This is a genomic window from Burkholderia sp. AU19243 (genome assembly GCF_018148075.1).
Taxonomy (GTDB): domain Bacteria; phylum Pseudomonadota; class Gammaproteobacteria; order Burkholderiales; family Burkholderiaceae; genus Burkholderia; species Burkholderia latens_A.
Genome location: NZ_JAGSTV010000003.1, coordinates 99,567 through 123,250, shown reverse-complemented (window position 1 = coordinate 123,250; position 23,684 = coordinate 99,567). Strand labels below are relative to the sequence as shown.

Here is a 23,684-nt window from a genome sequence, read left to right as displayed (position 1 = left end):
ACGGCGGGCGGCTCGCCCGCCGCCCGCGCCGGGCGCCGCACTGCGACCGCTTGCCGCCCGGGTGCGCGGTTGGCCGCGGCCCGCCGACGATCCGACGTTACAATAGAAACCCGCGTGGGCGCCCGGCCTGCGCGGGTTTTTTCTTTCCCAGCCCGATGACCTTTGCCGCCAAGCCTTTTGCTGCCGCCGTCAATCACCTGCTCGCACGCGAATCGTGGGCGCGCGACCGCCTGATCCCCTACGCGGGCAAGACCGCCCGGCTCGACGTGCCGCCCGTCACGCTGATACTGCTCGTGCAGCCCGACGGCTATCTGTCCGCGGTCGACGCACACGATGCGCGACAGGTCGACGTGTCGATCGCGCTCGCGGGCGACACGGTCGCGGCATTCCTGCAGGGCGGCCAGGCGGCCGTGATGAAGCACGTGAAGATCGAAGGCGACGCGGAGTTCGCGACGCAGATCGCGAAGCTGGCCGAGCATCTGCGCTGGGAACCTGAGGAAGATCTCGCGAAGCTGGTCGGCGACGCGGCCGCGCACCGGATCGCGACGGTCGTGCGCGACGCCGGCGCGCGTGCGCGCCGCACCGGCCGCAACGTGCTCGACTCCGTCGCCGAGTACTGGCTCGACGAGAACCCGCAAGTCGTCCGGCGCACGGCGCTCGGCGGCTTCGATGCCGAACTCGCGCGCGCGCGCGATGCGCTCGCGCGGGTGGAAAAGCGGGTCGAGCGACTCGAACAAAAAATCGGCGCGCGCACGGGTTTCGGCCCGCGCGGCGCGCACTGAGGGCCGCAGGGCATGCGCATTCTCCGTTTCATCAAGATTGTCTACACCGTCATCCGCTTCGGCCTCGACGAAGTGATGCTGTCCCGGATCGACGACCGACGCGTGAAGCTGCTGCTGCGAATCACGACGATCGGCCGCCGCTATTCGTCGCCGCCGGCGGTGCGGCTGCGCCACGCGCTCGAAAGCCTCGGGCCGATCTTCGTGAAGTTCGGGCAGGTACTGTCCACGCGCCGCGACCTGCTGTCGGTCGATTTCGCGAACGAACTCGCGAAGCTGCAGGATCAGGTGCCGCCGTTCGATTCGGCGGTCGCGATCGCAATCATCGAGAAGTCGCTCGGCGCGCCGGTCGACGAGCTGTTCGACGAGTTCGAGCGCGAGCCGGTCGCGAGCGCGTCGATCGCGCAGGTGCACTTCGCGAAGCTGAAGCAGGGCGTGCATGCGGGCAAGGCGGTCGCGGTCAAGGTGCTGCGCCCGAACATGCTGCCGGTCATCGATTCCGACCTCGCGCTGATGCGCGACATCGCGACGTGGACGGAGCGCATGTGGGCCGACGGCCGACGCCTGAAGCCGCGTGAAGTCGTCGCCGAATTCGACAAGTATCTGCACGACGAACTCGACCTGATGCGCGAGGCCGCGAACGGCAGCCAGCTGCGCCGCAACTTCGCGGGCCTCGACCTGCTGCTCGTGCCGGAGATGTTCTGGGACTTCTCGACGTCGCAGGTGCTCGTGATGGAGCGGATGACTGGCGTGCCGATCAGCCAGGTCGAGACGCTGCGCTCGGCTGGCGTCGACATCAAGAAGCTCGCGCGCGAAGGCGTCGAGATCTTCTTCACGCAGGTGTTCCGCGACGGGTTTTTCCATGCGGACATGCACCCGGGCAACATTCAGGTGAGCCTTGATCCGAATACGTTCGGCCGCTACATCGCGCTCGATTTCGGGATCGTCGGTGCGTTGTCCGATTTCGACAAGAACTACCTTGCACAGAACTTCCTCGCGTTCTTCAAGCGCGATTACCACCGTGTTGCGACGCTGCACCTCGAATCCGGCTGGGTGCCGCCCGAGACGCGCGTCGAAGAACTGGAAAGCGCGATCCGCGCGGTGTGCGAGCCGTACTTCGACCGCGCGCTGAAGGACATCTCGCTCGGCCAGGTGCTGATGCGCCTGTTCTCGACGTCGCGCCGCTTCAACGTCGAGATTCAGCCGCAGCTCGTGCTGCTGCAGAAGACGATGCTGAACGTCGAGGGGCTCGGCCGTTCGCTCGACCCCGAACTCGATCTGTGGAAGACCGCGAAGCCGTATCTCGAGCGCTGGATGACCGAGCAGATTGGCTTGCGCGGCTGGTACGAACGCTTCAAGGTCGAGGCGCCGCAGTGGAGCAAGACGCTGCCGCAGCTCCCGCGCCTGATCCACCACGCGATGGCGGCGCGCCACGACGCGCCGCGCGCGGCAAGCGAGGAGCTGATGCGTCAGATCCTCATCGAGCAGAAGCGCACGAACCGGCTGCTGCAGGCGCTGCTGATCTTCGGCCTTGCCGTTGGCGTCGGGGCGCTCGTCGCGCGCGTGCTGCTCGCGCTCGCGTACGGCGGTTGACCGAAAGGAGCTGTGCGATGCCGGAACCGACGCAACCTTGCCCGCCGAGCGCAGCCGATTTCGCGACGCGCGACCCCGGCAACGCGTCGTTCTGGGACGAGCGTTTCGCGCGCGGCGTGACGCCGTGGGAATTCGGCGGCGTGCCGGAAGGATTCCGCGCGTTCGCGCGGCGGCGCGACCCGTGTGCGGTGCTGATTCCCGGTTGCGGCAGTGCGCAGGAGGCCGGCTGGCTCGCGCAGGCCGGCTGGCCGGTGCGAGCGATCGATTTCGCCGCGCAGGCGGTGGCCATCGCGAAGGCGCAGCTCGGCGCGCATGCCGACGTCGTCGAACAGGCCGATTTTTTCACGTATCGGCCGCCGTTCGACGTGCAGTGGGTGTATGAGCGCGCGTTCCTCTGCGCGCTGCCGCCGAGCCTGCGCAGCGCGTATGCGGCACGAATGGCCGAGCTGCTGCCCGCCGGTGCGCTGCTCGCCGGCTATTTCTTCGTGACGACGAAACCTAAAGGGCCGCCGTTCGGGATCGAGCGCGGCGAACTCGAGGCGCTGCTCGCGCAGCACTTCGAGCTGATCGAGGACCAGCCGGTGACCGATTCGCTGGCCGTGTTCGGCGGGCACGAGCGTTGGCTGACTTGGCGCCGTCGCTGAAGCCCCCGCGCCGCGGTCGTTGCCGGAGCGCGCCGGGGTTTCGGCTATAATTCAAGGTTTTGCAAGCCGTTTCCAGTTTCTGCGGGAAAAATATCATGCCGATCTACGCCTATCGATGCGAAGCGTGCGGTTTCGCGAAGGACGTGCTCCAGAAGATGAGCGACGCGCCGCTGTCGCAATGCCCCGAATGCGGGAAGGATGCGTTTCGCAAGCAGGTCACCGCTGCCGGTTTCCAGCTGAAGGGTTCCGGCTGGTATGTCACCGATTTCCGCGGCGGCTCGGGCGGCACCAGCGCGCCGGCGACCGGCGACGCGGGTGCGGCAGCGCCTGCCGCGACGCCGGCGGCAGCCGCGCCAGCTGCCGCGAGTTCCGAAAGCACGACGACGAGCGCCGCGCCGGCCCCGGCTGCAGCGCCCGCCGCCGGCAGTTGACAGTCGCGGCCCGTCGGGCCGCGCTCACACCGCGTCTGCGGGCGCGGTTCATTGACGGCAGATGATGAAAAAGACGACCCTGAAAACGGTGTTCTTGACCGGCTTGCTGGTTCTCGTCCCGCTTGCGATCACGCTGTGGGTGCTTGGCCTCATCATCGGCACGATGGATCAGACGCTGCTGCTGCTGCCCGAGTCGTGGCAGCCGGAGCGGATGCTCGGCTTCCACCTGCCGGGGATTGGTGCGGTGCTGACGCTCGCGTTCATCTTCGTCGTCGGGCTGGCCACGCAGAACTTCATCGGCCAGAAGCTCGTCACGTGGTGGAACGCCGTCGTGCGTCACATCCCGGTCGTCGGGCCGATCTACACGAGCGTCAAGCAGGTATCGGACACGCTGCTGTCGAGCAGCGGCAACGCGTTCCGCAAGGCGCTGCTGATCGAATACCCGCGTCGCGGCTCGTATACGATCGCGTTTCTGACCGGCGCGCCCGGCGGCGACGTGGTCAACCATCTGACGGAAGAGTTCGTGAGCGTGTACGTGCCCACGACGCCGAACCCGACGTCCGGCTTCTTCCTGATGCTGCCGAAGAGCGAAGTCATCGAACTCGACATGTCGGTCGATGCCGCGCTGAAGTACATCGTCTCGATGGGCGTCGTGGCGCCTCCGGCGCCTGTTCCGGCGCCCGCCCGCCGCCCCGTCGAGCCGCCGCTGTAAGTAAAGAATCATCGCCCGGGCCGCGCGTTGCGGCGCCCGTTGATCAAACCGAACGAAAGCAAACATCATGTCGATGCGTACTGAATACTGCGGTCTCGTGACCGAACACCTGCTGGGCCAAACCGTGTCGCTGTGCGGCTGGGTGCAGCGCCGCCGCGATCACGGCGGTGTGATCTTCATCGACCTGCGCGATCGTGAAGGCCTCGTGCAGGTGGTGTGCGACCCGGACCGTGCGGAAATGTTCGCGACCGCCGAAGGCGTGCGCAACGAGTTCTGCGTGCAGGTCAAGGGTCTCGTGCGCAATCGTCCGGAAGGCACGGTCAATGCCGGCCTCAAGAGCGGCAAGATCGAAGTGCTGTGTCACGAACTGAACGTGCTGAATGCGTCGGTCACGCCGCCGTTCCAGCTCGACGACGACAACCTGTCGGAAACGACGCGCCTCACGCATCGCGTGCTCGACCTGCGCCGGCCGCAGATGCAGCACAACCTGCGTCTGCGCTACCGCGTCGCGATCGAAGCGCGCAAGTACCTCGACGAGCAGGGCTTCATCGACATCGAAACGCCGATGCTGACGAAGAGCACGCCGGAAGGCGCGCGCGACTACCTCGTGCCGTCGCGTGTGAACGCAGGCCAGTTCTTCGCGCTGCCGCAGTCGCCGCAGCTGTTCAAGCAGCTGCTGATGGTCGCGAACTTCGACCGTTACTACCAGATCACCAAGTGCTTCCGCGACGAGGATCTCCGCGCGGACCGTCAGCCCGAATTCACGCAGATCGACTGCGAAACGTCGTTCCTCGGCGAGCAGGAAATCCGCGACCTGTTCGAGGACATGATCCGTCACATCTTCAAGACGACGATCGACGTCGAACTCGACGCGAAATTCCCGGTGATGCCGTACTCGGAAGCGATGGCGCGTTTCGGCTCCGACAAGCCGGACCTGCGCGTGAAGCTCGAATTCACCGAGCTGACCGACGCGATGAAGGACGTCGACTTCAAGGTGTTCAGCACGCCGGCCAACGCGAAGGACGGCCGGGTCGCGGCACTGCGCGTGCCGAAGGGCGCCGAGCTGTCGCGCGGCGACATCGACGGCTACACGGAATTCGTACGCATCTACGGCGCGAAGGGTCTCGCATGGATCAAGGTCAACGAGAAGGCGAAGGGCCGCGACGGCCTGCAAAGCCCGATCGTCAAGAACCTGCACGACGCATCGATTGCCGCGATCCTCGAGCGCACCGGCGCTGAAGACGGCGACATCATCTTCTTCGCGGCCGACCGCGCGAAGGTGGTGAACGACAGCCTCGGCGCGCTGCGCCTGAAGATCGGCCATTCGGAATTCGGCAAGGCGAACGGCCTCGTCGAGGCCGGCTGGAAGCCGCTGTGGGTCGTCGACTTCCCGATGTTCGAATACGACGACGAAGACGCGCGCTACGTCGCGGCGCACCACCCGTTCACGAGCCCGAAGGACGAGCACCTCGAATACCTCGAGACCGACCCGGGCCGCTGCCTCGCGAAGGCGTACGACATGGTGCTGAACGGCTGGGAAATCGGCGGCGGCTCGGTGCGTATCCACCGCGAGGAAGTGCAGAGCAAGGTGTTCCGCGCGCTGAAGATCGGCGCGGAAGAGGCGCAGGCGAAGTTCGGCTTCCTGCTGGACGCGCTGCAGTACGGCGCGCCGCCGCACGGCGGTATCGCGTTCGGTCTCGACCGCATCGTCACGATGATGGCCGGTGCCGACTCGATCCGCGACGTGATCGCGTTCCCGAAGACGCAGCGCGCGCAGGATCTGCTGACGCAGGCACCGAGTCCGGTCGACGAGCGTCAGCTTCGCGAACTGCACATCCGTCTGCGTCAGCCGGAGCAGCCGCAGGCGTAACGCTTGTTCTGGATCGTGCGCGCGGCGGCGCGTGCACGACGCCCGACGAAAAAGGCGCTTCGTGCGCCTTTTTCGTTTTTTTGCGGTACAGTCGCAGCACTTGCCGCACGTTCGGGCGCAGGCCCGGCGAACGGCCCTGTGCCGCATGAAACAGAGATGACGAAGCCGCCGAAAATTCCCGAATCCGTTCTCGTCGTGATCTACACGCCCGACCTCGACGTGCTGGTGATCAAGCGTGCCGATCAGCCCGATTTCTGGCAGTCGGTGACCGGATCGAAGGACTCGCTTGACGAACCGCTCGCGCTGACGGCTGCGCGCGAAGTGGTCGAGGAAACCGGCATCGCGGTCGGCACGCGCGACGTGCCGGCCACCGCGCTGATCGACTGGCATCATCGGATCGAATACACGATCTATCCGCAGTACCTGCATCGCTACGCGCCGGGCGTCACGCGCAACGTCGAGCACTGGTTCGGCCTGTGCGTGCCGCACCGCGTCGACGTCACGCTGTCGCCGCGCGAGCATGTCGACTATGCATGGCTGCCGTACCGCGAGGCGGCCGCGCGCTGTTTCTCGCCGTCGAATGCCGAGGCGATCCTGCAACTGCCCGTGCGCGTGTCGCTCGCGCGGGCGCCGCAGGGCTCGTCCGCATGAATGCGGAAGCCCGCAAGCGCTTCGCGCAATTGCGGCAGATGTTCCTGCAGGAGCGCGGCTCCGCGTCGCGGCTCGCCTTCACGACCGGCAACACGGTGCGGCTCTGCGAGACCGGCGCCGAATTCTTCCAGGCGCTGATCGAGCGGATCGACGCAGCCCGCGAGCAGGTGATGCTCGAAACCTACATCTTCTGTGACGACGCGGCCGGGCGGCCGGTGTCGGATGCATTGATTCGCGCGGCGCAGCGCGGCGTGCGCGTGCGCGTGATCACCGACGGCGTCGGTACCGCGCGACTGCCGCTGTTCGATACGTGGGCCGAGGCCGGCGTCGAACATTGCATCTACAACCGCTACCTGTTCGGCCGCTTCGGCTTCTCCCGCACGCATCGCAAGCTCGCCGTGATCGATCATGCTGCCGCGTTCTGCGGCGGCATCAACATCGTCGACGACTACACGCAGGGCAGCGCGACGCTGCCGTTTGCGCGCTGGGATTTCGCGGTCGAGATGGCCGGGCCCGCGGTGGCGGACGTGCGCGCCGCATTCGAACTGCAGTGGCACCGGATCCAGTTCGGCCACAAGCCGTATGCGCAGTATGCGGCCGGGCTGCATGGCGGCGAGGCGTTCCCGGACATGTTCCGGCGCTGGATGCGCAGCCACCGCTGGATCAAGGCTGGCGCGCTGCGGGTCGTGACCGAGCCGAGCGTCGCGTTCGTCGCGCGCGACAACGTCGTGAACCGCCGCGCAATCGAGAAGGCGTATCTCGCCGCGATCGGCCAGGCTCGCCAGCAGATCCTGCTCGCGAACCCGTATTTCATGCCCGGGCGCAAGCTGCGTCGGGCGCTGACCGGCGCCGCGCGCCGCGGCGTCGACGTGCGGATCCTGATCGGCCGCAAGGAGTTCACGGCGCTCGATACGGCGGTGCCGTTCCTGTATCACGCGCTGCTGCGCGCCGGTGTGCGCGTCGCCGAGTACGACAAGACGATCCTGCACGGCAAGGTCGCGGTGATCGACGACAACTGGGCGACGGTCGGTTCGTCGAACCTCGACGCGCTGAGCCTGATGCTCAACAACGAAGCGAACGTGGTGCTGGTGCGCTACGACGCGGTGACGACCGAGTTGCGCGATGCGATCGCGGCGGCGTTCACCGAAGGGCGCGAAATCGACCCCGCGCGCTACGCCGCACGGCCACGCATCGAGCGTATGCTGAACTGGCTCGCGTACAACACGTACCGCATCGTGATGAAGGCACTGACGGTCGGCGGTTACGACTAAGCGTTCCCTTCAAAAATCCGTCCGCACGTTCGTGCGGAAAAGCCGCTCCGGCCCGGCCGGAATCGCGCAAAATAGCGGCTCGGTTAGACACCGGTTTCTAATAATTTCCTTGTTTCGCGAGCGGCCACACTCAATAATAGTACGGCCGTTCGATTTTATTCGAACCCCCGAACGGTTACAGAAAAAGCTATGCGAAAAGGCGAACAGACGCGTGCCGCGATACTCGAAGCTGCTTTGGACCTCGCCAGCCGTGACGGGCTGGAGGGGCTGACGATCGGCCTGCTGGCCGAGCGCATGCAGATGAGCAAGAGCGGTGTGTTCGCGCACTTCGGATCGCGTGAGGATCTGCAGGTCGAGGTCGTCCGCGAATATCACCATCGTTTCGAGAACGAGGTGTTCTTTCCGAGCCTGCGCGAGCCGCGCGGTCTGCCGCGCCTGCGGGCGATGCTGGCGCGCTGGATCGAGAAGCGCATCCAGGAGGTGACGACTGGCTGCATCTACATCAGCGGCGCCGTCGAGTATGACGACCGGCCTGACAGCCCCGTGCGCGAGCAGTTGATCGCGAGCGTGACCGCCTGGCGTGCCGCGTTGCTGCGCGCCATTTCGCAGGCGAAGGAAGAAGGCCATCTGCGTGCGGATACCGATCCGGACCTGATGCTCTTCGAGTTGTACAGCTTCACGCTCGGCCTGCATCACGACGCCCGCTTCCTGCATTCGCCGGATGCCGTGCGCCTCACGTGGGCCGCGCTGGAAAAGACGATCGTTTCGTATCAGAGCGAGAGCCGTTAGCGGCGCGTGATCCGCCCGCCAGGAGCTCGAGCCGTTTTGCCCACCTTTGGAGAGAGTCATGGGACAGTACGCCGCGCCGCTGCGCGACATGCAATTCGTGTTGCACGAGCTTCTGAACGTCGAAGCCGAAGTCAAGCAAATGCCCAAGCATGCGGACCTCGACGCCGACACGATCAACCAGGTCCTGGAGGAAGCGGGCAAGTTCTGCTCCGAGGTGCTGTTTCCGCTGAACCAGGTCGGCGACCGCGAAGGCTGCACGTATGAAGGCGACGGCGTCGTGAAGACGCCGACCGGCTTCAAGGAAGCGTACCAGCAGTACGTCGAGGCCGGCTGGCCGGCGCTTGGCTGCGATCCGGACTACGGCGGCCAGGGCCTGCCCGCGTTCGTGAACAACGCGCTCTACGAAATGCTGAACTCGGCGAACCAGGCATGGACGATGTATCCGGGCCTGTCGCACGGTGCGTACGAATGCCTGCACGCGCACGGCGCGCCGGAACTCCAGCAGCAATACCTGCCGAAGCTCGTGTCCGGCGAATGGACGGGCACGATGTGCCTGACCGAACCGCATTGCGGCACCGACCTCGGCATCCTGCGCACCAAGGCCGAATCGAACGGCGACGGCTCGTACTCGATCAGCGGCACGAAGATCTTCATCTCGAGCGGCGAGCACGACATGTCGAAGAACATCATCCATCTCGTGCTCGCGCGCCTGCCGGACGCACCGCAAGGCACGAAGGGGATCTCGCTGTTCATCGTGCCGAAGTTCATTCCGGACGCATCGGGCGAACCGGGCGAGCGCAACGGCATCAAGTGCGGCTCGATCGAACACAAGATGGGCATCCACGGCAACTCGACGTGCGTGATGAACCTCGACAACGCGAAGGGCTGGATGGTGGGCGAGCCGAACAAGGGCTTGAACGCGATGTTCGTGATGATGAACGCCGCGCGTCTGGGCGTCGGCATGCAGGGCCTGGGCCTCACGGAAGTTGCGTACCAGAACTCGCTCGCGTACGCGAAGGAGCGTCTGCAGATGCGTTCGCTGACCGGCCCGAAGGCACCGGACAAGCCGGCCGACCCGATCATCGTGCATCCGGACGTGCGCCGCATGCTGCTCACGCAGAAGGCCTATGCGGAAGGTGCGCGCGCCTTCACGTACTGGTCCGCGCTGCAGATCGACAAGGAGCTTTCGCACGCCGACGAAGCCGTGCGCAAGGAAGCGGCCGACCTCGTCGCGCTCCTCACGCCAATCATCAAGGCGTTTCTGACCGACAACGCGTTCGAGTCGACCAACCACGCGATGCAGATCTTCGGCGGCCACGGCTTCATCTCCGAATGGGGGATGGAGCAATACGTGCGCGACGCGCGGATCAACATGATCTACGAAGGCACGAACTCGATCCAGTCGCTGGACCTGCTCGGCCGCAAGGTGCTCGGCGACATGGGTGCGAAGCTGAAGAAGTTCGGGAAGCTCGTCACCGAATTCGCGGAAGCCGAAGGCGTGAAGCCGGAGATGGCCGAGTTCATCAACCCGCTCGCCGACATCGGTGAAAAGGTGCAGAAGCTGACGATGGAAATCGGCATGAAGGCGATGCAGAACCCGGACGAAGTCGGCGCCGCCGCCGTGCCGTACCTGCGCACCGTCGGTCACCTGGTGTTCTCGTACTTCTGGGCGCGCATGGCGCGCATCGCGCTCGACAAGGAAGCGTCGGGCGATCCGTTCTACAAGTCGAAGCTCGCGACGGCACGCTTCTACTTTGCGCGCCTGCTGCCCGAAACGGCCGCGACGATCCGCGCCGCGCGCGCCGGTTCAAAGACGCTGATGGAAGTCGACGAATCGCTGTTCTGATGCAAGCCGGGCGGTGCGCATCGCGCGCCGCCCGAACGCAACGGTTCCTGGTACTCACTTCGCCGTGCAGCCTTCCCGACCCGCGCTGCACGACATTATCCGGAGACATCCCGTGAGCAATTTCCTGATTCGCAAGGTCGCCGTGCTGGGCGCCGGCGTGATGGGCGCGCAGATCGCCGCGCACCTCGTCAACGCGCGCGTGCCGGTGCTGCTGTTCGACCTGCCGGCCAAGGAAGGCCCGAAAAACGCGATCGCGCTGAAGGCGATCGAGAACCTGAAGAAGTTGTCGCCCGCGCCGTTCGGCGTGAAAGACGACGCGAAATACCTCGAAGCCGCGAACTACGAAGACGACATCGCGAAGCTCGCCGAATGCGACGTCGTGATCGAAGCGATCGCCGAGCGCATGGACTGGAAGCACGATCTGTACAAGAAGGTCGCGCCGCACATCGCACCGAATGCGATCTTCGCAACCAACACGTCGGGGCTGTCGATCACGAAGCTGTCCGAAGGTTTCTCGGACGAGCTGAAGGCACGCTTCTGCGGCGTGCACTTCTTCAACCCGCCGCGCTACATGCACCTCGTCGAGCTGATCCCGACCGCGCATACGCGTCCGGAAATCCTCGACCAGCTCGAAACCTTCCTGACGAGCGTCGTCGGCAAGGGCGTCGTGCGTGCTAAGGACACGCCGAACTTCATCGCGAACCGCGTCGGCATTTTCTCGATTCTCGCGGTGATCACCGAGGCCGCGAAGTTCGGCCTGCGCTTCGACGAAGTCGACGATCTGACGGGCAGCCGCCTCGGCCGCGCGAAGTCGGCGACGTTCCGCACCGCGGACGTGGTCGGCCTCGACACGATGGCGCACGTGATCAAGACGATGCAGGACAACCTCGCCGACGATCCGTTCTTCCCGGTCTATCAGACGCCTGCCGTGCTCTCCGAGCTGGTGAAGCAGGGCGCGCTCGGCCAGAAGACGGGCGGCGGCTTCTACAAGAAGGAAGGCAAGGCGATCAAGGTGCTCGACGCGAAGACGGGCGCCTACGTCGACTCGGGCGCGAAGGCGGACGAAACCGTCGGCCGCATCCTGAAGCGTCCGCCGGCGGAACGCCTGAAGCTGCTGCGCGAGACCAACCATCCGCACGCGCAGTTCCTGTGGTCGATCTTCCGCGACGTGTTCCACTACATCGGCGTGCATCTCGAGTCGATCGCCGACAACGCGCGCGACGTCGACCTCGCGATCCGCTGGGGCTTCGGCTGGAACGAAGGCCCGTTCGAAGGCTGGCAGGCCGCCGGCTGGAAGCAGGTTGCAGAATGGGTGCAGGAAGACATCGCGGCAGGCAAGGCGCTCGCGAACGTGCCGCTGCCGTCGTGGGTGCTCGAAGGCCCGGTCGCGGAGAAGGGCGGCGTGCACACGGCCGAAGGCTCGTGGGCGCCGGCGTCGAAGCGCTTCGTGCCGCGTTCCGATCTCGCCGTGTACCGCAAGCAGGTGTTTCGCGCGCCGCTCATCGGCGAAGCGGGCGCCGACCCGAAGACGTACGGCAAGACGCTGTTCGAGACCGACGCGGTGCGCGCATGGGTCGACGACCGTGCCGGTGAGGACGACGTCGTGATCGTATCGTTCAAGTCGAAGATGAACACGATCGGACCGAGCGTGATCGACGGCCTCGTGCAGGCGATCGAACTCGCGGAGAAGGACTACAAGGGCGTCGTGATCTGGCAGCCGACGTCGCTTAAGCTCGGCACGCCGGGCGGCCCGTTCTCGGCCGGCGCGAACCTCGAGGAAGCGATGCCCGCGTTCATGATGGGCGGCGCGAAGGGCATCGAGCCGTTCGTGAAGAAGTTCCAGGAAGGCATGCTGCGCGTGAAGTACGCGAACGTGCCGGTCGTGGCGGCCGTGTCGGGCATCGCGCTCGGCGGCGGGTGCGAGCTGATGCTGCACAGCGCGAAGCGCGTCGTGCACGTCGAGAGTTACATCGGTCTGGTCGAAGTGGGCGTCGGCCTCGTGCCGGCGGGCGGCGGCCTGAAGGAAGCGGCGCTGCGCGCGGCGGAAGCCGCCACGGCCGCGAACGCGACCACCGACATCCTGAAGTTCGTCACGAAGTCGTTCGAGAACGCAGCGATGGCGAAGGTGTCGTCGTCCGCGCACGATGCGCGTGCGATGGGCTACGTGAAGCCGTCGGACACGATCGTCTTCAACGTGTTCGAACTGCTGGACACCGCGAAGAAGGAAGCGCGTGCACTGGCCGACACCGGCTACCGCGCACCGCTGCGCGCGAAGGACGTGCCGGTCGCCGGGCGCTCCGCAATCGCGACGATCAAGGCATCGCTCGTCAACATGCGTGACGGCCGCTTCATCAGCGACCACGACTTCCTGATCGCGAGCCGCATTGCCGAAGCCGTGTGCGGCGGCGACGTCGAAGCGGGCAGCCTCGTCGACGAAGAATGGCTGCTCGCGCTCGAGCGCCGCGCATTCGTCGAGCTGCTCGGCACGCAGAAGACGCAGGAACGGATCATGGGCATGTTGCAGACCGGCAAGCCGGTGCGTAACTGAGCGAGTGCACAGCATGGGACCAGGGTGAGCGCCGACGCGCAAGCACTGGTCGACAGGCCAAGGAGTCTCAAATGAGCAAACAATTGCAAGACGCATACATCGTCGCCGCCAGCCGCACCCCGATCGGCAAGGCTCCGCGCGGTGTCTTCAAGAACACGCGGCCGGACGAGCTGCTGGTTCACGCGATCAAGTCGGCGGTCGCGCAGGTGCCCGGTCTCGACACGAAGGTGATCGAGGACGCGATCATCGGCTGCGCGATTCCCGAAGCCGAGCAGGGGCTGAACGTCGCGCGGATGGGTGCGCTGCTCGCGGGCCTGCCGCAGACGGTCGGCGGCGTGACGGTCAACCGCTTCTGCGCGTCGGGCATCACCGCGCTCGCGATGGCGGCGGACCGCATCCGCGTCGGCGAATCGGACGCGCTGCTCGCCGGCGGGTGCGAATCGATGAGCATGGTGCCGATGATGGGCAACAAGCCGTCGATGTCGCCGCACATCTTCGATCGCAGTGAAGACTTCGGCATCGCGTACGGGATGGGTCTGACGGCCGAGCGCGTCGCCGAGCAGTGGGAGGTGAGCCGCGAAGACCAGGACGCGTTCTCGGTCGAATCGCACCGCAAGGCGCTCGCCGCACAGCAGGCCGGCGAATTCGGCGACGAAATCGCCGCGTACACGATCACCGAGCGCTTCCCGAACCTCGCGACCGGCGAGATCGACGTGAAGACGCGCGAGATCAAGCTCGACGAAGGCCCGCGCGCGGATACGTCGCTCGAAGGCCTCGCGAAGCTGCGCACGGTGTTCGCGAACAAGGGCTCGGTCACGGCCGGCAACAGCTCCCAGACGTCGGACGGCGCGGGCGCGCTGCTCGTCGTATCGGAGAAGGTGCTCAAGGAGTTCAACCTGACGCCGCTCGCGCGCTTCGTGAGCTTCGCGGTGCGCGGCGTGCCGCCGGAAATCATGGGCATCGGTCCGAAGGAAGCGATTCCGGCCGCGTTGAAAGCCGCGGGCCTGAAGCAGGACGACCTTGACTGGATCGAACTGAACGAGGCATTCGCCGCACAGTCGCTGGCGGTGATGCGCGACCTTGGCCTCGATCCGTCGAAGGTCAACCCGTTGGGAGGCGCGATCGCACTCGGCCACCCGCTCGGCGCGACCGGCGCAATCCGCGCGGCGACCGTCGTGCACGGGCTGCGGCGCCGCAACCTGAAGTACGGGATGGTCACGATGTGCGTCGGCACCGGCATGGGTGCGGCGGGCATCATCGAACGCCTGTAAGCGGGACGCAACGAAGAGCGACGACGGTGCGCGGGCCACGAGCTCGCGCACCGTTTTTCATTTCGGTAGGGGCAAGACAAGGAGACGGTGGTGTCCGACATTCAAGTGGAACGCGCCGAAGGCGTGATGACGATCACGATCGCGCGCCCGGCGAAGAAGAATGCGCTGACGGCGGCGATGTACCAAACGATGGCCGACGCGCTCGCCGACGCGCAGGAAGACAAATCGGTTCGCGTAATCCTGCTGCGCGGCAGCGACGGCAATTTCAGCGCGGGTAATGATCTCGAGGATTTCCTGAAGGCGCCGCCGACGGACGAGAACGCATCGGTGTTCCAGTTCCTCGCGCGAATCAGCACCGCGAGCAAGCCGATCGTCGCGGCGGTGCCGGGCGTCGCGGTTGGCGTCGGCGTGACGATGCTGCTGCATTGCGACCTCGTCTACGCTGCCGACACCGCGACGTTCTCGCTGCCGTTCGCGCAGCTCGGCCTGTGCCCGGAGGCCGCATCGAGCGTGTTGCTGCCGCGTCTGGCCGGCCATCAGATCGCCGCCGAAAAACTGCTGCTCGGCGAAGCGTTCGACGCGCTCGAAGCACACCGGATCGGCATCGTCAATCGCGTGCTGCCGGCGGCCGAGCTCGACGCGTTCGCGGCGAAGCAGGCGGCGAAGCTCGCGGCACTGCCGGCGTCGTCGCTGCGTGTGACCAAGGCGCTGCTGAAGGAGACGGGCGGCGTGGCGGTCGCCGCGCGGATGAACGAGGAAGCCGCGCACTTCTCCGCGATGCTGCGCGCCCCCGAGGCGCGCGAGGCGATGACCGCCTTCTTCGAGAAGCGCAAACCGGATTTCCGCCAGTTCGACTGACAACGTCGGCCTGCGCCGGCGGTCATGCGCGGGCGCGGGCCGCACCGGCCGCATCAGGCCGTGCCGTAATCCACGTGGCCGGTTTCGCGGCAAAAGCTCACGAGCCGCAGGCCGGCCGTCCTCGCGATCGCGATCGCGAGCGACGACGGCGCGGAAATGGTCGCGACCATCGGGATGCCGACTCGCGCCGACTTGCGCACCAGTTCGTAGCTCGCGCGGCTCGACAGAAACACGAACCCGTCGGTGGTGTCGCCGCGCGACAGCACCAGCGAGCCGATCAGCTTGTCGAGTGCGTTGTGGCGGCCGACGTCCTCGAATGCCATCCGGATCGCGCCTGTTGCATCGCACCACGCGGCCGCGTGCAGGCCGCCGGTGAGTTGCGTGAGCGCCTGGTGCGCCGGCAGCGCATGAGCCGCACGCGCGAGCGCGTCGGGCGCGAGGCGCGCGAGGAAGCCGGTGTCGGGCACGCGTTCGGGCGCAAGATCGAGCAGGTCGATGCTTTCGATCCCGCACACGCCGCAGCCGGTGCGCCCGGCGAGCGCGCGGCGCCGGTCCTTCAGCGCGGCGAACGCCTGCTGGACGACTTCGAGATGCACCTCGGCGTGCGGCAGCGGCGCGTCGGCGTGCAGGATCACGTCGATGTCCTTGATGTCGCTGCCGCGCTCGACGATCCCTTCCGAGATCGCGAAGCCGACTGCGAACGCTTCGAGATCGCGCGGCGTGCACATCATCACCGCATGCGAGATGCCGTTGAAGACGAGCGCGACCGGCCACTCCTGGCCGACGTAGTCGTGCGCGGTTTCGACGGCGCCGCCGCGCGCGCGGCGCACGGACAGCTCGATCGCGCCGCGCGGCTCTTCTGTTTCGGTCGGATTCACGAGCACTCCCGTTGATTCGAGGCGGCGGCGGCGATCGCATGCGCCGCTCGCGCGCAGAGGTTCTAAAATACCCCAGGCAGGCCGGCCGCGCCGGCATCGCCATTCAGGTAACGATCATGGGACTCAGCGACGCTCCGCTGCTATTCAATTTCGAACACGATTCGTCGGAAAACCTGACGTACATCCCGATGATCGTGCGCTTCAATCTCGACCGCTTCGGGCTGCGGATTTCCCTCGAGCAGTGGCAGTTGCTGCCGCTCGAGGACCGCAAGCTGCTCGCGCGGTTTCCGGCCGACGACGACACCGCGATCGAGCCCAACTTCGACCATGCGCTGTTCGAAATGCTGCGTACGCATGCCGACCTGGAGCCGTCGTGGTTTCAGCCGGACGAGCAGCCGGGCTGGCGCGCGACCGATACGGTGCCGGACGCGCTCGTGCAGCAGAGCGCGCTGGCCGGGCTGCCGGCGCCGACGCTCGCGCAGTGGCAGCGGCTTGCACCGTTCCAGCGCTACGTGCTGATGAAGCTGTCGCGCAAGCCGACGCTCAATCACGACTTCGTGCCGGCGATGCGCGAGTTCGGGCTGACGGCCACGCACTGATCGGTTCCGGGCAGTGTCGCGGGCGCTGAGGCGCCGGTGCGCGCTTACAGCGGCGGCAGCTGACGGGGCTTGCGGTCGGGGCCGGTCGCGACGTAGGTGAGCGTCGCTTCGGTAACCTTCACGATTTCGCCCATCAGCCGCATGCGCTGCGCGTAGACCTCGACGTCGACCGTCACCGACGTGTTGCCGGTGCGCGTGATGGTCGCGTAGAAGCTCAGCAGGTCGCCGACGAACACCGGCTGCTTGAACACGAACGAATTGACCGCCACCGTTGCGACGCGGCCGTTTGCGCGCTGGCTCGCGGGAATCGAGCCGGCGATGTCGACCTGCGACATGATCCAGCCGCCGAACACGTCGCCGTGGACGTTCGCGTCGTGCGGTTGCGGGACGACGCGCAGCGCGGGCTGCTTCTGCGGGAGTTCGAGGGTCGAATCGGTCATGGCGGGGGCTTTCATCCTGTAATAAATGCGCCGCCGCGCGCAGCCTGGCCGGCGAGGCCGCCGGCAGCGGCGCGTAGCGGCTTCTGCGACAATACAACGTTCGCAAATTGTACGAGAAAGCACGCGAGTCGAGCGCCGCAGCACGCGTTTCGCATCGCCGCCGATCCATTCCCCCATGCGCCGATACTCCGCTTCCGGCGAGCCCGCGCCGGCTCCGACCGGGCCTCGCAACGACTGGCAGACCATCCGGTCGCTGCTGCCGTACCTCGTTACCTACAAGTGGCGCGTCGCACTTGCGCTCGGCTGCCTGATCGGCGCGAAGGTCGCGAACCTGGGCGTGCCGGTCGTGATGAAGCGCATCGTCGATCACCTGTCCGCCGTGCAGCAGCTCACCGCGCTCGGCCGCGCCGAGCAGTCGGCGGGGATCGTGCTCGCGGGCGGCGTCGGGCTGCTGGTCGTCGCATATGCGCTCGTGCGGCTGTCGACGTCACTGTTCACCGAGTTGCGCGAGATCCTGTTTTCAAAGGTCACCGAGAGCGCGGTGCGCCAGCTTGCGCTGCAGGTGTTCCGGCATCTGCACGGGCTGTCGTTGCGATTCCATCTCGAGCGGCAGACAGGCGGGATGTCGCGCGATATCGAGCGCGGCACGCGCGGCATCCAGCAACTGATCTCCTATTCGCTGTACAGCATCCTGCCGACGCTCGTCGAAGTCGGGCTCGTGCTCGGCTTCTTCGTCGTCAAGTACGACGCCCACTACGCGTATGTCACGTTCGCGGCGCTCGTCACGTACATCGTGTTCACGGTGAAGGTCACGAACTGGCGCACGCACTTTCGCCGCACGATGAACGAACTCGATTCGCGGGCCAACTCGCGGGCGATCGATTCGCTGATCAACTACGAGACGGTGAAGTACTTCGGCAACGAGGAGTGGGAAGCGCAGCGCTACGACGAGAATCTGAAGCGCTACCGCAAGGCCGCGATCCGCTCGCAGAACTCGCTGTCGGTGCTGAACTTCGGCCAGCAGGCGATCATCGGCACCGGGCTCGTGTTCATCCTGTGGCGGGCGACGCAGGGCGTGCTGGCCGGCAAGCTGACGCTCGGCGATCTGGTGCTGATCAACACGTTCATGCTGCAGCTGTACATCCCGCTGAATTTCCTCGGCGTCGTGTATCGCGAACTGAAGCAGAGCCTGACCGACATGGACCGGATGTTCGGGCTGCTGTCGGCCGCGAAGGAAGTCGCGGACTTGCCCGACGCACGTCCGCTCGCGGTGTCCGGCGCGCAGGTGCGCTTCGAGCACGTGAACTTTTCGTACGAGGCGTCGCGGCAGATCCTGCACGACGTGACGTTCACGATCGACGCAGGCACGACGACCGCGGTGGTCGGCCACAGCGGTTCCGGCAAGTCGACGCTGTCGCGGCTGCTGTTCCGCTTCTACGATCTCGACCGGCAAACGGGCGGCGCGATTCGCATCGACGGCCAGGACATTCGCGACGTCACGCAGGACTCGCTGCGCGCGTCGATCGGGATCGTGCCGCAGGACACCGTGCTGTTCAACGATTCGATCTACTACAACATCGCATATGGCCGGCCGACCGCGAGCCGCGACGAAGTGATCGCGGCCGCGCGCGCCGCGCACATCCACGAATTCATCGAGAGCTTGCCGAAAGGCTATGACACGCCGGTCGGCGAGCGCGGGCTGAAGCTGTCGGGCGGCGAGAAGCAGCGCGTCGCGATCGCGCGCACGCTGTTGAAGGATCCGCCGGTGCTGTTGTTCGACGAGGCGACGTCCGCACTCGATTCGCGCTCGGAGCGCGCGATCCAGCACGAGCTCGACCAGATCGCGCGGCATCGCACGACGCTCGTGATCGCGCACCGGCTGTCGACGGTCGTGCATGCGCAGCAGATTCTCGTGATGGATCACGGGCGCATCGTCGAGCGCGGCACGCACGACGAACTCGTGCGCGCGGACGGGCTGTATGCGCAGATGTGGGCGCTGCAGCAACAGCGCGCAGCCGCGGGCGGGGAAGCGGCCGAGGCCGCGTGAGCGCGGACGGCGGGCGGCGCTCAGCCCGCCGCGGCACGCAGTCGCGCGTCGAGCTCGCCGAGCTGCGCGGGCGTGCCGACGTTCTCCCAGATGCCTTCATACAATTCGCCGGTCGCGCGGCCGGCTTCGATCGTCGCCTTGAAGTACGGCGACAGCGCGCGGTGCGTGCCGGGCTCGATGTCGCGGAACATTCGCGTGTCGTAGACGCCGATGCTGCCGAACGTGACGCGCGGCGCACCGGTGAGCGCGAGCCGGCCATCTTCACGCAGCACGAAATCGCCGGCCGGGTGGAACGGCGGGTTCGGCACCATCACGAGATGCATCGCGGGCGCGTCGAGCGCGGCCATCTGCGCGGCGCGCGCGGCAAGCGTCCGGTAGTCGAATCCGCAATACACGTCGCCGGCCACTGCGGCGAACACCGTCGGCCGCCCGTCGCGTTCGAGCAGCGGCAGCGCCTTCGCGATGCCGCCCGCGGTTTCCAGCGCTTCGCCTTCGGCCGAATACGCGAGCCGCACGCCCCAGCGCGAACCGTCGCCGAGGGTCGCCTCGAGCTGCTCGCCGAGCCACGCGTGGTTGATCACGATCGTGTCGACGCCCGCGCGTGCCAGCGCCTCGATCTGCCAGACGATCAGCGGCTTGCCGCCGGCTTCGAGCAGCGGCTTCGGGCGGGTGTCGGTCAGCGGGCGCATCCGTTCGCCGCGGCCGGCGGCGAAGATCATCGCCGTGGTCAGGGTAGTGCTCATGTTCGGCTGAAAATGGAGGCGGTGAGGGCGTTCAGAATGTATAGCCGACTTCGGCGGCGCCTTTGCCCTCGAGCTCGTCGAGCAGCTTTGCGAACGGCACGAGCGGGCGGTAGCGCAGTGCGACCTTGCGCGCGTATGCAAGGAAGCGCGGCAGGTCCGCGACGTAATGCGGCTTGCCGTCGCGGTAATTGATGCGCGCGAACAGGCCGAGGATCTTGATGTGGCGCTGCAGCCCCATCCATTCGAGCTGGCGGTAGAACTCGCCGAAATCCGGCTCGACCGGCAGGCCGGCCTTCTTCGCCTTTTCCCAGTAGTACGCGAAGCAGTCGAGCTCGAACTCCTCGTCCCAGCTGATGAACGCGTCGCGCAGCAGCGACACGACGTCGTACGTCAGCGGCCCGTACACGGCGTCCTGGAAGTCGAGCACGCCCGGGTTCGGCTCGCACACCATCAGGTTGCGCGGCATGAAATCGCGCAACATGAAGCCCTGAGGCTGCGCATGCGCGTTGGCGACCAGCAGCGCGAACGTGCGGTCGAGCGTGCCGCGCATCGCGTCGCTGACGGTCTTGCCGAGGTGCCGCCCGATGAACCATTCGGGCAGCAGCTCCATTTCGCGGCGCAGGAACGCCTCGTCGAACGGCGGCAGCACGTCGGGCTTCGAGCTCAGCTGGAAGCGGATCAGCGCGTCGAGCGCGTCGCGCATCAGCGGGCGGGCGGCGGCCGGATCGGCCGGATCGAGCACCGAGATGTACGACTTGCGGCCGAGGTCGGTCACCAGCATGAAACCTGCGTCGAAATCGTGGGCCAGCACGTCCGGCACGTGGTCGCCAGCCGACGCGAGCAGCTGCGCGACCTGGACGAATTCGCGGCACTTCTCGGGCGGCGGCGCGTCGACCGCGATCAGCGAGCCGCCGGGGCTCGTGGCCGATGCGACACGGAAATAGCGGCGGAAACTGGCGTCCGACGATGCGGGCGCGAGGGTCGACAGGTCGAGGGCGTAGCGCTCGGCAAGCGGGCGCAGCCACGCGGTGAGCGCTTCGAGGCGGGCGTCGGGCTGGGATGCGGCGGATGGGGGCGTCATGAAACTCGGCGGAGGGGGGAACGTCTTGCCATATAATACCCCACGACTTTTTTGACGCGCCCCGCGTCAGCTTCCGCCGTGCAGGCCTGTGGCCTGTCGCGCGGCCCGCCCGATCGCCTCCCCGGTTTGCGAAGAGCCGCAGTCGCGGTTCGACGGTGCGGCCCGTCGTGCGCGGATGTGCCGTGCAGATGCGGCTGACAAGGGGCGATTCGCCAAACGATAGATGCCGCCCAAACCGCTATTCCCGAATGTCTTCCCCGGTGACGGGGCGCCGCGCAAACGGCGGCTCGCGCTCGCGCTCCTGGCCGTGCCCGGCCTCGTGCCGGCCGTGTCGCACGCGCAGCTGTCGGGCGCGGCCGCGCAACCGCAGCCGCTCGATTCGCCGTGGGACCTGCGCCTCGCACCACAGCTCGAGGATCATCCGCTGAAGGACGGCGCGAAGCCGGCCGCCTTCGTGATCGCCGACCATACGAGCGGCACGGCCGAGCAGGACCTGGCCGCGAAAGGCTCGGCCGAGCTGCGCCGCGGCGAAGCGGTCGTGAAGGCCGACGCGATCCACTACGATCAGGATACCGACATGGCCGATGCGTACGGCCAGGTCAAGGTGATCAACGGCGGTACGTCGTTCGCGGGCCCCGAGGCGCACCTGAAGGTCGAGGCGAACCAGGGCTTCATGACGGCGCCGAAGTACCACTTCAACGTGACGGGCGGGTCCGGCAGCGCGGAGCGCGTCGACCTGCTCGACAGCGAGCGCTCGGTGTTCGTCAACGGCACCTACACCGCATGCCAGTGCGCGACGGACCCCGCGTGGTACATCAAGGGCAGCCGCTTCGACTTCGATACGGGCGCCGACGAAGGCACTGCACGCAACGGCGTGCTGTTCTTCCAGGGCGTGCCGATCTTCGCGAGCCCGTGGATGACGTTCCCGCTGTCGGGCGAGCGCCGCAGCGGCCTGCTGCCGCCGACGTTCTCGATCAACTCGAACAACGGGTTCGAGCTGTCGCTGCCGTACTACTTCAACATCGCGCCGAATCGCGACCTGACGATCACGCCGCACATCATCTCGCGGCGCGGCGTGCAGACCGAAGCGACGTTCCGTTATCTGTCGCCGTCGTATTCGGGCACGTTTACGGCCAATTACCTGCCGGACGACCGGCTCGCGCACCGCAACCGCTACGCGATCTACTGGCAGCACCAGCAGAACTTCGGCGGCGGTTTCGGCGGTTACGTCTACTACAACAAGGTCTCGGACAACACCTATCCCGAAGACCTTGGGTCGATGAACCAGTTCGTCAACGGGACGCAGACGCTGTACCAGCAGGAGGCCGGCCTCACGTACAACAACGGCCCGTGGTCGGTGCTCGCGCGCTACCAGCACTGGCAGACGCTGCCGCCTTCGATCGCGCCGTACAGCCGCGAGCCGCAGCTGAACGTGAAGTACACGGAGTACAACGTCGGCGGCTTCGACTTCGGTGCGGAAGCCGACTATTCGCGGTTCCGCATCACCACGGCCGATGCGACCGAAGGCGACCGGATCGTCTTCAATCCGTACATCGCATACGGCGTGTACGGCCCAGGCTACTTCGTCGTGCCGAAGGTCCAGTACCACTTCGCATCGTACGATCTGAACTACCTGTCGCCGAGCACGCCGAACAGCCCGAAGCGCTTCACCGAGTCGATCCCGACCGTGAGCTTCGACTCCGGCCTGATCTTCGACCGCTCGGTGCGCCTGTTCGGCCAGGACTTCATCCAGACCCTCGAGCCACGCCTGTACTACGTGTACACGCCGTATCGCGACCAGTCGAACGCGCCGCTGTTCGACACCGCGGAGTCGGACTTCGGGCTCGCGGAGATTTACCAGCCGAACACGTTCGTCGGCAACGACCGCATCGCCGATGCTAACCGGATCACGGCGGGCCTGACGTCGCGCTTCATCGATCCGCGCACCGGCGACGAGCGTGCGCGCTTCGTGGTCGCGCAGCAGTACTATTTCGCCGACCAGCGCGTGACGCTGGACACCAAGCAGAGCGCGGTGCTCGCGCGCCACTCCGACCTGATCGTCGGCGCCGCGCTGAAGCTCGGCTCGGGCTTCATGTCGGAGACGGCGTTCCAGTACAACCAGAACAACAACCAGCTCGTGAAGTCGAGCATCGGTTTCGGGTTCAGTCCGGGCGAGCGCCGCGTGATCAACGTCGGCTATCGCTATACGCGGACGAACACGACGCTCGACAACCAGCCGATCAACCAGTTCCTGGTGTCCGCGCAGTGGCCGCTCACGCGCCGCCTGTATGCGATCGGCCGCTTCAACTACGACCTGGCAGCCGACCGGGTTGTCGACGGTCTGCTCGGCTTACAATACGACGCGGATTGCTGGGCGCTCGGCGTCGGGGTGCAGCGGTTTGCGAACGGCATCAATACGTCGGGGCAGCAGAACGCGTCGACGCGCTTCATGATGCAACTGACGCTCAAGGGCTTGTCGACGGTCGACAACGGGCTCGTGTCCGCATTCCGCGCCGGAGTGCCGGGGTACACGCCGTTGCCGCCGCCGCCGCCGCCGATGTCCCGCTTCAGCAACTACGAGTAACGCCGGCTTTGTCTGCACCGGTCAGCACGATTTCAATGGAGTATCAGTG

Annotated in this window: 20 protein-coding genes; 16 read left to right on the top strand and 4 right to left on the bottom strand. The window is 66.4% G+C overall.

Annotated elements, in window-relative coordinates; all coding sequences use genetic code 11:
• Window positions 1-155: 155 nt before the first annotated feature.
• The 13 genes from KDW55_RS06775 to KDW55_RS06715 all read left to right on the top strand — a co-directional run bounded on the left by KDW55_RS06775 (window position 156) and on the right by KDW55_RS06715 (window position 15,263).
• On the top strand, window positions 156-782 hold the full coding sequence (locus tag KDW55_RS06775; RefSeq protein ID WP_040141920.1) for an SCP2 sterol-binding domain-containing protein: 627 nt from the start codon (window positions 156-158) through the stop codon (window positions 780-782).
• A 12-nt stretch (window positions 783-794) separates the two neighbouring features.
• Complete coding sequence (gene ubiB / locus KDW55_RS06770; RefSeq protein WP_209821099.1) at window positions 795-2,372, top strand: ubiquinone biosynthesis regulatory protein kinase UbiB; 1,578 nt, start codon at window positions 795-797, stop codon at window positions 2,370-2,372.
• A gap of 17 nt (window positions 2,373-2,389) precedes the next feature.
• Window positions 2,390-3,016 carry an SAM-dependent methyltransferase gene (locus KDW55_RS06765; RefSeq protein WP_040141912.1) on the top strand — a complete coding sequence of 209 codons (627 nt, stop codon included), beginning with the start codon at window positions 2,390-2,392 and terminating at the stop codon, window positions 3,014-3,016.
• A gap of 95 nt (window positions 3,017-3,111) precedes the next feature.
• Window positions 3,112-3,447 carry an FmdB family zinc ribbon protein gene (locus KDW55_RS06760; RefSeq protein WP_040141911.1) on the top strand — a complete coding sequence of 112 codons (336 nt, stop codon included), beginning with the start codon at window positions 3,112-3,114 and terminating at the stop codon, window positions 3,445-3,447.
• Window positions 3,448-3,508: 61 nt separating this feature from the next.
• The gene (locus KDW55_RS06755; RefSeq protein ID WP_040141909.1) at window positions 3,509-4,159 is read left to right on the top strand and encodes a DUF502 domain-containing protein; all 651 of its coding nucleotides are present in this window, start codon (window positions 3,509-3,511) and stop codon (window positions 4,157-4,159) included.
• A 67-nt stretch (window positions 4,160-4,226) separates the two neighbouring features.
• Window positions 4,227-6,029, top strand: coding sequence for an aspartate--tRNA ligase (gene aspS / locus KDW55_RS06750; protein ID WP_212160857.1), 1,803 nt, complete (start codon window positions 4,227-4,229; stop codon window positions 6,027-6,029).
• A 156-nt stretch (window positions 6,030-6,185) separates the two neighbouring features.
• Window positions 6,186-6,680, top strand: coding sequence for a dihydroneopterin triphosphate diphosphatase (gene nudB / locus KDW55_RS06745; protein WP_040141906.1), 495 nt, complete (start codon window positions 6,186-6,188; stop codon window positions 6,678-6,680).
• Window positions 6,677-7,951, top strand: coding sequence for a cardiolipin synthase ClsB (clsB, locus tag KDW55_RS06740; RefSeq protein WP_040141905.1), 1,275 nt, complete (start codon window positions 6,677-6,679; stop codon window positions 7,949-7,951). The genes nudB and clsB overlap by 4 nt, the downstream gene beginning before the upstream one ends.
• Before the next feature lie 189 nt (window positions 7,952-8,140).
• On the top strand, window positions 8,141-8,740 hold the full coding sequence (locus KDW55_RS06735) for a TetR/AcrR family transcriptional regulator (protein WP_040141903.1): 600 nt from the start codon (window positions 8,141-8,143) through the stop codon (window positions 8,738-8,740).
• Window positions 8,741-8,798: 58 nt separating this feature from the next.
• Window positions 8,799-10,586: an acyl-CoA dehydrogenase C-terminal domain-containing protein gene (locus tag KDW55_RS06730; RefSeq protein ID WP_212197907.1), complete on the top strand. Its 1,788-nt coding sequence runs from the start codon at window positions 8,799-8,801 to the stop codon at window positions 10,584-10,586.
• 112 nt (window positions 10,587-10,698) lie between these two features.
• A complete protein-coding gene (locus KDW55_RS06725) occupies window positions 10,699-13,134 on the top strand; it encodes a 3-hydroxyacyl-CoA dehydrogenase/enoyl-CoA hydratase family protein (RefSeq protein ID WP_212160859.1) in 2,436 nt (811 codons plus the stop codon).
• A 71-nt stretch (window positions 13,135-13,205) separates the two neighbouring features.
• Complete coding sequence (locus KDW55_RS06720) at window positions 13,206-14,405, top strand: acetyl-CoA C-acyltransferase (protein ID WP_212160861.1); 1,200 nt, start codon at window positions 13,206-13,208, stop codon at window positions 14,403-14,405.
• A 90-nt stretch (window positions 14,406-14,495) separates the two neighbouring features.
• Window positions 14,496-15,263, top strand: a complete 768-nt coding sequence (locus KDW55_RS06715; RefSeq protein ID WP_040144794.1) for an enoyl-CoA hydratase — start codon at window positions 14,496-14,498, stop codon at window positions 15,261-15,263.
• Between the two features lie 53 nt (window positions 15,264-15,316).
• Here KDW55_RS06715 and fdhD read toward each other — a convergent pair whose 3' ends face one another.
• Window positions 15,317-16,147 carry a formate dehydrogenase accessory sulfurtransferase FdhD gene (gene fdhD, locus KDW55_RS06710; RefSeq protein WP_212160862.1) on the bottom strand — a complete coding sequence of 277 codons (831 nt, stop codon included), beginning with the start codon at window positions 16,145-16,147 and terminating at the stop codon, window positions 15,317-15,319.
• A gap of 110 nt (window positions 16,148-16,257) precedes the next feature.
• Here fdhD and KDW55_RS06705 point away from each other — a divergent pair, with 110 nt between their 5' ends.
• On the top strand, window positions 16,258-16,740 hold the full coding sequence (locus KDW55_RS06705) for a nitrate reductase associated protein (RefSeq protein WP_040141897.1): 483 nt from the start codon (window positions 16,258-16,260) through the stop codon (window positions 16,738-16,740).
• 44 nt (window positions 16,741-16,784) lie between these two features.
• Here the strand turns inward: KDW55_RS06705 and KDW55_RS06700 are convergent, their stop codons facing one another.
• Window positions 16,785-17,180, bottom strand: coding sequence for an acyl-CoA thioesterase (locus tag KDW55_RS06700; RefSeq protein ID WP_040141895.1), 396 nt, complete (start codon window positions 17,178-17,180; stop codon window positions 16,785-16,787).
• A 175-nt stretch (window positions 17,181-17,355) separates the two neighbouring features.
• Here KDW55_RS06700 and KDW55_RS06695 point away from each other — a divergent pair, with 175 nt between their 5' ends.
• Window positions 17,356-19,227 (top strand): ABC transporter ATP-binding protein/permease, encoded by a 1,872-nt coding sequence (locus KDW55_RS06695; protein WP_212160863.1) that lies wholly within the window; start codon window positions 17,356-17,358, stop codon window positions 19,225-19,227.
• A 20-nt stretch (window positions 19,228-19,247) separates the two neighbouring features.
• On the opposite strand, the gene murU is transcribed toward KDW55_RS06695, so the two are convergent.
• Both murU and KDW55_RS06685 read right to left on the bottom strand, forming a co-directional pair.
• Entirely contained in the window at window positions 19,248-19,970 is a 723-nt protein-coding gene (gene murU / locus KDW55_RS06690) for an N-acetylmuramate alpha-1-phosphate uridylyltransferase MurU (protein WP_040141891.1), read from the bottom strand.
• A gap of 31 nt (window positions 19,971-20,001) precedes the next feature.
• Window positions 20,002-21,051: a phosphotransferase gene (locus tag KDW55_RS06685; protein ID WP_212160865.1), complete on the bottom strand. Its 1,050-nt coding sequence runs from the start codon at window positions 21,049-21,051 to the stop codon at window positions 20,002-20,004.
• Between the two features lie 223 nt (window positions 21,052-21,274).
• Between KDW55_RS06685 and KDW55_RS06680 the strand changes: the two genes are divergently transcribed.
• Window positions 21,275-23,635, top strand: coding sequence for an LPS-assembly protein LptD (locus KDW55_RS06680; RefSeq protein WP_212160866.1), 2,361 nt, complete (start codon window positions 21,275-21,277; stop codon window positions 23,633-23,635).
• The last annotated feature ends 49 nt before the right edge of the window (window positions 23,636-23,684 follow it).

What these genes read in the sequence shown, in the direction of transcription:
- KDW55_RS06775 (WP_040141920.1), top strand. Translation starts at nt 156, where the DNA reads ATGACCTTTGCCGCCAAGCCTTTTGCTGCCGCCGTCAATCACCTGCTC.
- ubiB (WP_209821099.1), top strand. Translation starts at nt 795, where the DNA reads ATGCGCATTCTCCGTTTCATCAAGATTGTCTACACCGTCATCCGCTTC.
- KDW55_RS06765 (WP_040141912.1), top strand. Translation starts at nt 2,390, where the DNA reads ATGCCGGAACCGACGCAACCTTGCCCGCCGAGCGCAGCCGATTTCGCG.
- KDW55_RS06760 (WP_040141911.1), top strand. Translation starts at nt 3,112, where the DNA reads ATGCCGATCTACGCCTATCGATGCGAAGCGTGCGGTTTCGCGAAGGAC.
- KDW55_RS06755 (WP_040141909.1), top strand. Translation starts at nt 3,509, where the DNA reads ATGATGAAAAAGACGACCCTGAAAACGGTGTTCTTGACCGGCTTGCTG.
- aspS (WP_212160857.1), top strand. Translation starts at nt 4,227, where the DNA reads ATGTCGATGCGTACTGAATACTGCGGTCTCGTGACCGAACACCTGCTG.
- nudB (WP_040141906.1), top strand. Translation starts at nt 6,186, where the DNA reads ATGACGAAGCCGCCGAAAATTCCCGAATCCGTTCTCGTCGTGATCTAC.
- clsB (WP_040141905.1), top strand. Translation starts at nt 6,677, where the DNA reads ATGAATGCGGAAGCCCGCAAGCGCTTCGCGCAATTGCGGCAGATGTTC.
- KDW55_RS06735 (WP_040141903.1), top strand. Translation starts at nt 8,141, where the DNA reads ATGCGAAAAGGCGAACAGACGCGTGCCGCGATACTCGAAGCTGCTTTG.
- KDW55_RS06730 (WP_212197907.1), top strand. Translation starts at nt 8,799, where the DNA reads ATGGGACAGTACGCCGCGCCGCTGCGCGACATGCAATTCGTGTTGCAC.
- KDW55_RS06720 (WP_212160861.1), top strand. Translation starts at nt 13,206, where the DNA reads ATGAGCAAACAATTGCAAGACGCATACATCGTCGCCGCCAGCCGCACC.
- KDW55_RS06705 (WP_040141897.1), top strand. Translation starts at nt 16,258, where the DNA reads ATGGGACTCAGCGACGCTCCGCTGCTATTCAATTTCGAACACGATTCG.
- KDW55_RS06700 (WP_040141895.1), bottom strand. Translation starts at nt 17,180, where the DNA reads ATGACCGATTCGACCCTCGAACTCCCGCAGAAGCAGCCCGCGCTGCGC.
- KDW55_RS06695 (WP_212160863.1), top strand. Translation starts at nt 17,356, where the DNA reads ATGCGCCGATACTCCGCTTCCGGCGAGCCCGCGCCGGCTCCGACCGGG.
- murU (WP_040141891.1), bottom strand. Translation starts at nt 19,970, where the DNA reads ATGAGCACTACCCTGACCACGGCGATGATCTTCGCCGCCGGCCGCGGC.
- KDW55_RS06685 (WP_212160865.1), bottom strand. Translation starts at nt 21,051, where the DNA reads ATGACGCCCCCATCCGCCGCATCCCAGCCCGACGCCCGCCTCGAAGCG.
- KDW55_RS06680 (WP_212160866.1), top strand. Translation starts at nt 21,275, where the DNA reads ATGCCGCCCAAACCGCTATTCCCGAATGTCTTCCCCGGTGACGGGGCG.